The sequence below is a fragment of the Sphaerospermopsis sp. FACHB-1094 genome, assembly GCF_014696195.1.
GTDB lineage: Bacteria > Cyanobacteriota > Cyanobacteriia > Cyanobacteriales > Nostocaceae > Sphaerospermopsis > Sphaerospermopsis kisseleviana.
The window spans coordinates 1-10,589 of the sequence record NZ_JACJPT010000149.1; the positions used below are offsets into that span (position 1 = coordinate 1).

A 10,589-nucleotide genomic window follows, 5' to 3' on the forward strand; every position below is an offset into this window, starting at 1 on the left:
TCACCAATCACCAATCACCAATCACCAATCACCAATCACCAATCACCAATCACCAATCACCAATCACCAATCACCAATCACCAATCACCAATCACCAATCAAATTCAATTACCAATTAACTCCACTGCATCCCTTCCATCCTCATCTTGTAAATAAACTTTTACAATTTCTTCCTTAGCAGTAGGCAATTTTTTACCCACAAAATCAGGATGAATAGGTAATTCCCGATGACCCCTATCTACTAATACAGCCAAACGAATCACCTCTGGTCTACCATACTCATTAACTGCATTTAAAGCCGCACGAATTGTCCTACCTTTGAAAATGACATCATCTACCAAAACAACAGTTTTCCCCGTCAAGTCAAAAGGTATATCGGTTTTCGCTGGAGTTCTTAAACCAATTTTATCTAAATCATCACGATAGAATGTAATATCTAATGCTCCCACATCCACACTGATACCTTCAAGAGTTTCTATTTGACGTGCCAATAAATTGGCTAACGGCACACCTCTAGTATGAATACCCAAAAGTACCAATTGTGACAAATCTCGCGTCCGTTCCACCATTTGAGACGCGAGACGTGTTAAAGTACGACGCAGTTCTTCAGATGAGAGAATTTCAACTACTTTGGTAGACATGGTGATTGGTGATTGGTGATTGGTGATTGGTGATTGGTGATTGGTGATTGGTGATTGGTGATTGGGAAGAAATAAATTCTAAATTTTAAATTCAATATACCTATTCCCTATTCATAAAATTAACAATATTCCTACCCCCAACCACAGTAAAAACGAATATCGAGTTAATTGTAAAGCTTGGGAAATCGAAGTTGGGGTAATGGGATAAATAGCATCTCCCAAGAGTGGTTTATGTTTAGCTACTCCACGATACCAGTTTATACCTCCCATCTGCACACCTAAAATAGCAGCATAGGCGCACTCGCTCCAACCAGAATTAGGACTTGGATCTTGAATAGCATCCCGACAACAAATACGCCAAACATATAAAGGTTTAATTGATAAAAATCCCAAAGTCATCACTGTTAACCGACAAGGAAACCAAGTTAAACAGTCTTCTAACTTAGCACTGAACCAACCAATATAAGTATAAGGTGCTTCTCGATAACCTACCATTGAATCTAAGGTACTACTGGCTTTATATGCTAGTGCTAAAGGAACAGGTCCAACCAATGGTATTAATCCACCCACAATTGCATAAAACAAAGGAGCCATGACCCCATCAGTAGCATTTTCTGTCACCGTTTCCAGAACTGCTCGTAAAACCTCTGTTTCTGAGAGATTTTCCGTATCCCGACCTACATAATTACTTAAAATCTGTCGTGCTGATTCTAAGTTACCTTTTGTTAAAGGTTGGATAACATCTAAAGCAGCTTTCCGCAAACTATGAAGAGCAAAACAACTAGCTAAAAAAATGCTCTCCACCACAATTCCTAAAAATGGATGTAACCATCTAGCAATTTGAACTATTAACCAACCAGATAAACCGCTGCCAATAATGAGGATAATAGCAAGTACAATTCCAGCTAGACGTTGTATTTGAGAACTTTGACAGTGTTGCAGAAAAAATTTACTTAAACCAGAAATTAACCAACCCATCACTCGCACGGGATGAGGCCAACCCCAAGGATCACCAATTAGGTAATCTAACAAAGCCGCAATAATTAATAAGTAGTCGTGCAAAATAAATTTCATAGTTAGGAGAGGGAACAGGGAACAGGGAACCTTGTGCTGAGCGTAGCCGAAGCAAGGGAACAGGGAACAGGTAAGGTTTACAGAGATTTTTTCTTCAATAACTATGTGCAATTAATTTTGCCTGGGTACTTATATAGATGTTATTAGTCATTAGTCATTAGTTATTAGTTATTAGTCATTAGTCATTGGTTATTAGTCATTGGGTTATTAATCTTCCCCAGTCACCAATCACCAGTCCCCAGTCACCAATCACCAATCACCAGTCCCCAGTCCCCAGTCCCCAGTCACCAATCACCAATCACCAATCACCAGTCCCCAGTCACCAGTCACCAGTCACCAGTCACCAATCACCAGTCCCCAGTCCCCAGTCCCCAGTCACCAGTCACCAGTCACCAGTCCCCAGTCACCAGTCCCCAGTCCCCAGTCACCAATCACCAATCACCAGTCCCCAGTCACCAATCACCAGTCAACTGACTAAACTACAAAACTTGCTTCTTCCCCTAGAGATGCTTGCCAACTTCGCGCATCATAATAAAGGTCTGCCAGAGTAATACTATACAAAGCTTCTTTTAACTTTTGGTTCAGTCTTTGCCACAGAGTAAAAGTTACCCAATCTTCCGCTTGAGCAGGTGGTGGACTGTTCAGAGGTATGTGAGTCATATTTTCCCCAGCAGCCTCTAAAATTTGTCCTATGGAAATTTGTGCAGGTTCTCTTGCTAATTGATAGCCACCAACACTGCCACGAATTGAGTTGACTAACCCAGCGCGACGCATTTCTATTAGCAGCTTTTCCAAATAGGGAGCAGGAATATCTTGACGTTTAGCGATCGCTCTGACAGATACAGGTCCATATTTCGGCTGTAAACTTAAATCCAGCAATGCCTTAACGCTATAGTGTCCTCTCGTGGTTAGTTTCATTTATTAGGGAATAGGTGACTGGGGACTGGGGACTGGGGACTGGGGACTAGAGACTGGGGACTAGGGACTGGGGACTGGGGACTGGTGACTGGGGATACAATGAAAGGATTTTGGATTGTTTTTGTCAACTCCAATCTAAAATCTAAAATCTAAAATCTAAAATTATTCTGACTCCTGACTCCTTGAACTCCTGACTCCTTGAACTCCTGACTAATGACTAATAACTAAAGACTTGAAAATCATCTTTATTTAGCAAACCACTTTTTTACGTCACTTTAAAAAACTTAAACAAATACAGTTTACCAGTAATTCACAAACTATATATATCTCTCTCTGAGCATGATCAGAATTTTATTTTAGAAAATATCTTGACAAGATTGATAATTGTGCAACAATTTCTGATAAGAGTGTAATATACTTGGCTATGCTGAGATAAAAAAATAAAGGACTCTGTTCCTGTTAGCTCAGTATCAGTTAAAATAAAATCGATTCAACCACTTCAATCATTTAATTCCGACCAAAGTTGATGCCTAAACAGAAAAAAAATGAACCCCTTGTTGGTGAAGAACTGCTCCAAAAAGTTAAGGAGCTAGAGAACGAAAGCAAGGAAGAGAAAGCTAAACAGTGTGGCTACTATACTGTTACCAAAAATGGTATAGAGCGCGTGAATATGATGAAATTCTTGAATGCCTTAATTGATGCCGAGGGCATTGAGTTGGACAGTACACCAGGTGCTAATGGCCGTGGTGGACGCAGTGCCAGCTATAGAATTAGCGTGCAGTCTAACAACAATTTACTCATAGGTTCAGCTTATACAAAACAGATGAATCTTAAACCTGGAGATGAATTTATCATTACTTTAGGCAAGAAGCATATTCGACTACGCCAAGTAGATCCAGAAGACAGAGAAGATGGTGAAGTAGAAGAAGCTACAGCTTAATCAAAATTTAGTTGTAGAGGTTTTCAGCTAGAAGATCAGTTGTCAGCTGTAGGGGTTTAGCAATGCTAAACCCAGACTTGCAGTTATTGATTTTTGTGTACTAACCAATCGGTTATCAGTTGTCAGCAGTTAAAAACCTCTTCCCCAATCACCAATCACCAATCACTAATCACCAATCACTAATCACCAAAGACTAATGACCAATAACTATATCGGTTGTTGGCAACATTGGTAAATAGTGCTGTAAAGCTTTGCGCGTAGCTGCTAAATTGCAAGTTAAAGCGATTTGCTCTTTTTCGAGTAAACCTAAAATGCAGTCGGGGTTGTTTCTTGCTACCACTGGTAGCTGATGCAAACCTCGCAGCGCCATACGATCTAAAGCTTCAGATAAAGGTTCATCTTGCCAAGCATAGAGAATATCAGTCGTACAAATATCTATGAGTGTTTGACTAGAAAAATTAGGCTGTATTTCACCAGGAGAATGTTGGTAATTTTCCCAAAGAGAAAGAGTGCGGTTAATATCGTCCAGAGAAATAATACCGACTAATTGTTCATTGGCATCAATGACTAAAGCACTGGGTGAGCGATCGCGGATCATTTCCATAGCAGCTTCTAAAACCCCAAGATTTGCCGGCATTTTTTTAGGATAAGAGTGCATAGCATCTGCCACAGAAATTTGCTGTACAATTTCCACTTGCTCATCTTTCAATTCCGAAAGACCAATCTGTTGTAGATTGGAATTAGAATTAACAGTTGGTTTAATTCCTTCTACTAACCAGACACTTAAACCCACCGCAGCCATCAAAGGTAAAACAATTCGGTAGTCACGAGTTAATTCAAACAACATTAAAATAGCTGTTAAAGGCGCTCTCACACTACCCGCCAAAACAGCAGCCATACCCACCATTGCATAAGCTGGAGGAGCAGCCATATATTCAGCAACTCCGGGAACTATCAAAGCCAAAACTTTAGCATAGGCAGATCCGAAGGATGCACCTAAAAACATGGCAGGCGCAAACAAACCACCTACAAAACCACTAGCAGAACTAACAGCCGTCATCAGCAGTTTCAACCCTATAAGTACAAGTAACAAATTCAAGGAAAACTCTTGATCTTGCAACATTGCTTGCACAGTTCCATAACCAATACCTAAAATTTGTGGGTATTGCAAAGCCACTAAACCAACTATTAAACCACCAATAATTGGTTGAATAGGTTTAGGAATCTTGCCCAAAAATTGAAACCCTTGAAAGCGTCCGCTAAAAAAAGCTTTACCTAAACTAATAGATTGTGTATAAGTCAAAGCTACCAAACTTGCACCCAAACCTAAACCCAGATAAAGCGGTAATTCTAAAGGACTGCGAACTTGATAAGCAGGTAAAGCAAAAGCAGGTTGAGAACCCAAACCAATTTGAGCAATTAAAGCTGCTACTACCGCTGCAAGTAAGACCACACTGACGGCAGAAGTAGCAAAAGAAGTAGCCCCCATAACCACCTCTAAAGCAAAAAATACCCCAGCAATGGGAGCATTAAATCCAGCTGCTAAACCAGCAGCAGCACCAGCACCCAACAGTAACCGCTGCCTCTCTTGAGAAACTTGCAGTACATCTGATAACAACACCCCAAAATTAGTACCTATTTCCACACTAGGACCCTCAGGACCCAAAGATGCACCACTACCTAAAGAAACAGCAGCAGCTATCATCTTAGTAACAGGTCGTAATTGTTGCTTAACTTCTCTACCCTGAGATAGAGCAATTAAAGATGAAAGTCCAGGTCCAAAATCTTCAGTACGCCAACGCATTAAGCCTACAATTAATCCGCCCAGGGTAGGAACACAAGCTAAAGTCCAACCACCCCAGACTCCTATCTGTCCCAAAAAATTTTCTAGCATCAAGTGATGAATCAACTCGATGAGATAATGAAAAGTGACCACACCCATACCCGTACCACCACCAATCAGCATGGCTAAAAACAGCACCACTGTTTCCGGGGATGGCTGAAGACGATTGATCAGATGAGTTAAACGAGCAGAAGATGTGGGAAAGGCAACTGGCTGAGTTACTTTCCTCAGTTGTGTAGGAGGCAAGAGAGTCATGGAAAAACGGTGTAAATGTAAGAAAAAATTTATTTTTTTTATTGGTTAATTATTATTGTGAGCCATGATTAAGCAACCAGACAAGTATGGTTGATATCCTTCATATACACAGTTTTCATCAACTCAGACAAGCAGTTAAAATTTTTATGATCAGAATAGTTGAAATAGGAGAGAATTATTAGTTAATACAAGTTGTTAGTTATCACAGTGAGTAGTTGTGATGGGGAGATAGATTGAGTATTCACTATCAGCTATCAGATGGAACAGAGAACAGGTAATATTTTTCGTTTTCCTGCCTCTTACCTCCTACTTCCTGCCCCTACTACCTCCTGAGATCAGAACTTGATTTCAGCCATACTTCTTAGTGAATATAGCTATTGTTATAGAAAGATCACTCTAAATTAAGCGGCTCTAAGGTGCATCAATGCCCGAATTGTGGAGCGCAAACACCGAGAGATGCTAACGGCGCACGTAATATTATGTTGCGTGCTTTGAGGGATTCCTCCTTTACCGTCAGTAATGATGGTATTGCTATCGTTACAGTTCGAGCTTTGTCAATCAATGCTCAGAAATGTTCAGCGTAAATGAATCAGTAAATGGACTAGGCGGAAGCTCTAGATGAATATACACACCTTTGATAATAATTATGTTACTTGTCCGATTTGCCAAAGAAATAACAGGACTAAGCCTGTTAAGACTTATATCGGATTATTTATTTGTCCTTATTGTCAGGAAAAACTCGTAGTTTGTAAAAGTGGTCACTACGTCCGTGATCCGTTTACTTGGAAAAAAATTCTTATCTCCTCGGCGTTGCGTCGTCAAAGCCGACCTTTAGCCAGGATGATTAGAGATTTGCCGCTTTTCAAACGTTATTTGTTGGCTTTAGCTATGGGAGGTGCAATTTTATTTACTACAATTGCTATCACCCAGGACAGCACAAAGTATAAACAGGAACTGCTTCCAGGAAGTGAGAAAGTGACAGGTGATTGGTGATTGGTGATTGGTGATTGGTGATTGGTGATTGGTGATTGGTGATTAGTGATTGGTGATTGGTGATTGGGCATTGGGTTATTAACTTCCCCCTGCGCCCTGCGCCCTGCACCCTGCCTCCTGCACCCTGCCTCCTGCCTCCTGCCCCCTGCCTCCTGCCTGGATGATTTACTGAGTGTCTTTTGTAATCAATTGCCAACCGGCGGATTTTCCCACTACTTTAAGAGATGGGAATTGGAGATTTTCTAAAGCAGAAGCATTCACAAGCAAATAGGGCTGCACATCATACTGCCAATGATATTGCAGATCGCCGGGGGAAGCAGGAATAATGGTGCGATCGCTATAAAAATTCAAGGATGAACGAGGGTAAGGAAAAGATGTGTAGATTTTCTGAACTGCTGGATTGGCACGTGCTATCATTGCTGCCACAGGCTTGACTGGATAAGCTTCTCCTAGTTCCCACATCCAGTAGTCAGATTTGATCAACAACAACAAACAAATATAACTTCCCCAAATTAAAATTTGCCAAAATTGCCGATCGCCTCGTTCTGCCAAAATTGCTGCTAAAGTCATAGTCAAAGCTACGGCGGCCAAAATCATCTGCAAGTCTGTTGTACCTGCACTACCCCAACTCAGATAAATACTAGCCGCAGACGCTACCAAAGCCAAGACTGCAAAACTGGTTATCCAAGCACGGGGATAGGATGAGAATAAACGCCAATTCTCACTCTGAGTTAAAAAGAAACCACAGGCTAAAGCAAAGCTGGGATAAATTGGTAAAATATACCAAGGCTGTTTGACGCTAACCAGAGAAATAAGTAGTAAATACACACTAATCCAAACTAGGATGAGTTTAGCCCAGCTAAAATTGCGATTTTCCCAGGTAAAGCCCACAGTTTGCGGTAAAAATACCAGCCAAGGCCATGTCCATTTGAGAATTTCTAGGAAATAATACCAAGAAGCTTCAGGCTGACCATTAGCAGCAGCAATCTGATTCCAGGTTTGATCGTCTAAATCAATTTGAGAGAAAGGATAACCATAGCGCAGTAGTTGGGCAACATACCAACCCAATACTGGTAAAATACCGATGAAGATTCCTGTCCACAGGTAGTAACTGGTGAGTAACCTTGGTGTATCCCAAAAGAGAAAAACTACAGCAATAGCACCTAAAAATATGCCCACTATGCCTTTAGTTAGGCAAATCAGCCCAAAACTGATACCGACACCAAGACAATAACGCAAGTCTCGGCGCGATCGCAACACACAGAAAATCATCACCATTAACAAACTTACCACTACGCCATCTAGCGTTGCTAATCTGCCATGACGCACTACTGGCAACATCGTCAGATAAATCAAGGCGCTATAAACCGCAGCCCAACGGAGGCGAAATATTTCTCTACCAATACAATACAGCAAAGGCACAGAAATGGCTGTCAGTATAGCTCCAGGTAGGCGAGTTGTCCATTCATTCACACCACCCAGGGAGTAAGCCCAAGCAATTAGCCAGTGCATGAGGGGAGGCTTGTTATAGTATGGTTCACCTCCCAAGGTAGGGTAAAGCCAGTGCATAGAACCTGCTTTGGCACGCCAAATTTCTTTAGCAACTTGTGCCACAGTCCCTTCATCCCAATCTCTGAGCGGCAGTCCGCCAAGATTGATGCTAAACAGCAATATTGCCACCAACAGCAATCCTATTAACCATAGTCCATCCATCCATCTGCCAGAGGTGCGATGCTGTTTTTCTAGATGAGTCCCAATATAGCGTCCTTCTTGCATATTCTATGCTAATCATTTTACTCACTGGTTTGATTCCATAGAGACCAGAGCGAATCTCCAATTTTGCCATACCTTCACAAACTATTTTCACAAGCAATGGCTAGATCCCAAATTACCTCAGTTTTCTCTGAAAAATAATAATTTTTTGCATAAAAATTTTTTAGTTATTTTTTAAACAATTTAACAAGATTTTTGCCAATTAAATGATATAAAGAATACAAGGTTAAATTGGTCAATTACGCTGAAGGAGTTTGGGAAATGCGCCTACCTGTCATTTTAGATATCGCCCTGGGTTTAATTTTTATTTACCTGATTTTAAGCTTGTTAGCTTCCGAAATTCAAGAATTGATTGCTACAATCCTGCAATGGCGTGCTGTACATTTAAAAAAATCAATCGAAATTTTCTTGGCTGGAGATGTTAAAAATTCAGAAGCCAAGGATATAATTGATATGGTCAACAAAATTTATAGCAATCCTTTAATTAAAAGTATTAACCAAGAAGCTAAAGGCATTTTATCCCAGTTACCAAGAAAATTCACTTGGTTTATGGGTGATATAACTAGTAAGATCGGAAGAACAATAAATAAATCACAGGTAAATCATAAGACTTTTAATCAAGATAAAAGTGCGCCTTCTTATATTCAGAGTGATACTTTCGCTACCAGTCTTTTAGAAGAATTACAACTGCCACAAATCATCCATGGTCTAACAGAAGTAAGACTAGAAAAATTTAAAAACCAAAGGTTACAAGAATTACAAACAATTTTAACTCGCTCACTCAGACAAATTCAAGAAACAGAATTACCAAAGTATATTGCCCAGGATATTAAAGATGATTTAGCAACTCTCACTTCAGAATATACAGAAATTGTTGAAGATTTTAAAAAGTACAAGTTTGATATAGATACAAGCGTTAGTCAAATGCAGGATAGCTTGGATAAATACATCAATAACTTTCATGCGAATATAGAAAATGAAAATCCCATACTAATAGAAACTTGGAAACGACTGCAAGCTTTACAGAAACACATTTTTCCCAGTGTTGAAGAAGCAATTATCATCGGTGGTTTAAAACCTAACATGAACGAAATTGTCCAATTACTAGATACAAGTAATACTGTTGTTGAGGAAATTCAAATCACTCTAAAAGATAAAAATAGTCAAAGCCATAAAACCATTAAAGAATTAATAGATACCTTACCAGATGGCATGAAGAGAAATATTGCTAACATAGCCAAGCGAGCGCAATACAAGGCTAAAAGTACAGAGGAAGGTATTGAAATATTACGGAGAGAAATTGAGAATTCTTTTGATAGTTCTATGCAAAGAGCAGGTGGTGTTTACAAACGAAATGCTAAAGGAGTCGCTATTTTAATTGGTATTCTCCTCGCTTTTGGTGCTAATGCTGATACATTTCATATCATTGATCGCTTATCGAAAGATACAGTTTTGCGAGAAGCAATTGTTTATAAAGCTGTGCAAACTATAGATCAACAATCTGATCCTTCCAACCTCAAAAATATTGACACTAAGGAGATTTTAGAGGAAATTAGTTTACCAATAGGTTGGACAAATGAAAACTTAGAAGATCAAATTGGTTGGAATCCAACGAAGATCAATGGCGTACCTATAATCAGTTTATTAACCATGTTATCTGGTTGGATAGTCAGTGGTGTAGCTATTGCAATGGGAGCGCCCTTTTGGTTTGATTTACTGAGTAAAGTTATGAATGTTCGCAATGCTGGTGGTAAATCAACAAAATCAGCTAGAAATCGAGATGCAGATTAATTGATATCATTCCGGCGCTGCCCGCCTGGTTTTAGGTGCTATGATCCTCAAAAAGCTTGCACTTTGTGAGCCATACTCCTAGCCCCTCACAGATAACTTTTTGAGCAAACCCTACTTAGGGTTTGCTGAATAAACTTAAAACCTTGATATATCAAAGGTTAGAGGCTGATAAACACAGAAATTAGTGCAAGGGTTTTGAAGGGTATACCGGAAAAAGTGTGCATTTTTGGGGATTTCAAGAGATGGCAAAGAAATTTTCCAATCTCCTCCTGACTCCTGACTCCTGTACGGGCGAAGCATTCGGAAAATAGCCTTTTCATAAAATTGATAATTTGTCGTCCGAATGCTTCGCCCCTACGAC

Annotated in this window: 11 protein-coding genes; 5 read left to right on the top strand and 6 right to left on the bottom strand. The window is 39.9% G+C overall.

Going from position 1 to position 10,589, the window contains the following annotated elements; genetic code table 11:
• Window positions 1-104: 104 nt before the first annotated feature.
• A complete protein-coding gene (gene pyrR, locus H6F47_RS25140) occupies window positions 105-641 on the bottom strand; it encodes a bifunctional pyr operon transcriptional regulator/uracil phosphoribosyltransferase PyrR (protein ID WP_096571490.1) in 537 nt (178 codons plus the stop codon).
• Window positions 642-752: 111 nt separating this feature from the next.
• Window positions 753-1,715 carry an adenosylcobinamide-phosphate synthase CbiB gene (cbiB, locus tag H6F47_RS25145; protein ID WP_190651515.1) on the bottom strand — a complete coding sequence of 321 codons (963 nt, stop codon included), beginning with the start codon at window positions 1,713-1,715 and terminating at the stop codon, window positions 753-755.
• Window positions 1,716-1,900: 185 nt separating this feature from the next.
• On the opposite strand from cbiB, the gene H6F47_RS25150 reads away from it, so the two are divergent.
• Window positions 1,901-2,266 carry a hypothetical protein gene (locus tag H6F47_RS25150; protein ID WP_190651517.1) on the top strand — a complete coding sequence of 122 codons (366 nt, stop codon included), beginning with the start codon at window positions 1,901-1,903 and terminating at the stop codon, window positions 2,264-2,266.
• On the opposite strand, the gene H6F47_RS25155 is transcribed toward H6F47_RS25150, so the two are convergent.
• Both H6F47_RS25155 and H6F47_RS28725 read right to left on the bottom strand, forming a co-directional pair.
• On the bottom strand, window positions 2,190-2,633 hold the full coding sequence (locus H6F47_RS25155; protein ID WP_096571486.1) for an Rrf2 family transcriptional regulator: 444 nt from the start codon (window positions 2,631-2,633) through the stop codon (window positions 2,190-2,192). The genes H6F47_RS25150 and H6F47_RS25155 overlap by 77 nt on opposite strands.
• Window positions 2,630-2,761, bottom strand: a complete 132-nt coding sequence (locus H6F47_RS28725) for a hypothetical protein (protein ID WP_268932469.1) — start codon at window positions 2,759-2,761, stop codon at window positions 2,630-2,632. The genes H6F47_RS25155 and H6F47_RS28725 overlap by 4 nt, the downstream gene beginning before the upstream one ends.
• 398 nt (window positions 2,762-3,159) lie before the next feature.
• Between H6F47_RS28725 and H6F47_RS25160 the strand changes: the two genes are divergently transcribed.
• Window positions 3,160-3,573: an AbrB family transcriptional regulator gene (locus tag H6F47_RS25160; RefSeq protein WP_096571485.1), complete on the top strand. Its 414-nt coding sequence runs from the start codon at window positions 3,160-3,162 to the stop codon at window positions 3,571-3,573.
• Between the two features lie 193 nt (window positions 3,574-3,766).
• On the opposite strand, the gene H6F47_RS25165 is transcribed toward H6F47_RS25160, so the two are convergent.
• Window positions 3,767-5,671, bottom strand: a complete 1,905-nt coding sequence (locus H6F47_RS25165) for a chloride channel protein (RefSeq protein WP_137669274.1) — start codon at window positions 5,669-5,671, stop codon at window positions 3,767-3,769.
• A 416-nt stretch (window positions 5,672-6,087) separates the two neighbouring features.
• Here H6F47_RS25165 and H6F47_RS25170 point away from each other — a divergent pair, with 416 nt between their 5' ends.
• Together H6F47_RS25170 and H6F47_RS28235 are read left to right on the top strand one after the other, a co-directional pair.
• Window positions 6,088-6,255, top strand: coding sequence for a transposase (locus H6F47_RS25170; protein WP_199291295.1), 168 nt, complete (start codon window positions 6,088-6,090; stop codon window positions 6,253-6,255).
• Between the two features lie 34 nt (window positions 6,256-6,289).
• Window positions 6,290-6,664 carry a hypothetical protein gene (locus H6F47_RS28235; protein ID WP_137669275.1) on the top strand — a complete coding sequence of 125 codons (375 nt, stop codon included), beginning with the start codon at window positions 6,290-6,292 and terminating at the stop codon, window positions 6,662-6,664.
• Between the two features lie 165 nt (window positions 6,665-6,829).
• Here the strand turns inward: H6F47_RS28235 and H6F47_RS25180 are convergent, their stop codons facing one another.
• On the bottom strand, window positions 6,830-8,440 hold the full coding sequence (locus H6F47_RS25180; protein WP_190651519.1) for a glycosyltransferase family 39 protein: 1,611 nt from the start codon (window positions 8,438-8,440) through the stop codon (window positions 6,830-6,832).
• Between the two features lie 258 nt (window positions 8,441-8,698).
• On the opposite strand from H6F47_RS25180, the gene H6F47_RS25185 reads away from it, so the two are divergent.
• Window positions 8,699-10,228 (top strand): hypothetical protein, encoded by a 1,530-nt coding sequence (locus H6F47_RS25185; protein WP_190651520.1) that lies wholly within the window; start codon window positions 8,699-8,701, stop codon window positions 10,226-10,228.
• The last annotated feature ends 361 nt before the right edge of the window (window positions 10,229-10,589 follow it).

What these genes read in the sequence shown, in the direction of transcription:
- pyrR (WP_096571490.1), bottom strand. Translation starts at nt 641, where the DNA reads ATGTCTACCAAAGTAGTTGAAATTCTCTCATCTGAAGAACTGCGTCGT.
- cbiB (WP_190651515.1), bottom strand. Translation starts at nt 1,715, where the DNA reads ATGAAATTTATTTTGCACGACTACTTATTAATTATTGCGGCTTTGTTA.
- H6F47_RS25155 (WP_096571486.1), bottom strand. Translation starts at nt 2,633, where the DNA reads ATGAAACTAACCACGAGAGGACACTATAGCGTTAAGGCATTGCTGGAT.
- H6F47_RS25160 (WP_096571485.1), top strand. Translation starts at nt 3,160, where the DNA reads ATGCCTAAACAGAAAAAAAATGAACCCCTTGTTGGTGAAGAACTGCTC.
- H6F47_RS25165 (WP_137669274.1), bottom strand. Translation starts at nt 5,671, where the DNA reads ATGACTCTCTTGCCTCCTACACAACTGAGGAAAGTAACTCAGCCAGTT.
- H6F47_RS28235 (WP_137669275.1), top strand. Translation starts at nt 6,290, where the DNA reads ATGAATATACACACCTTTGATAATAATTATGTTACTTGTCCGATTTGC.
- H6F47_RS25180 (WP_190651519.1), bottom strand. Translation starts at nt 8,440, where the DNA reads ATGCAAGAAGGACGCTATATTGGGACTCATCTAGAAAAACAGCATCGC.
- H6F47_RS25185 (WP_190651520.1), top strand. Translation starts at nt 8,699, where the DNA reads ATGCGCCTACCTGTCATTTTAGATATCGCCCTGGGTTTAATTTTTATT.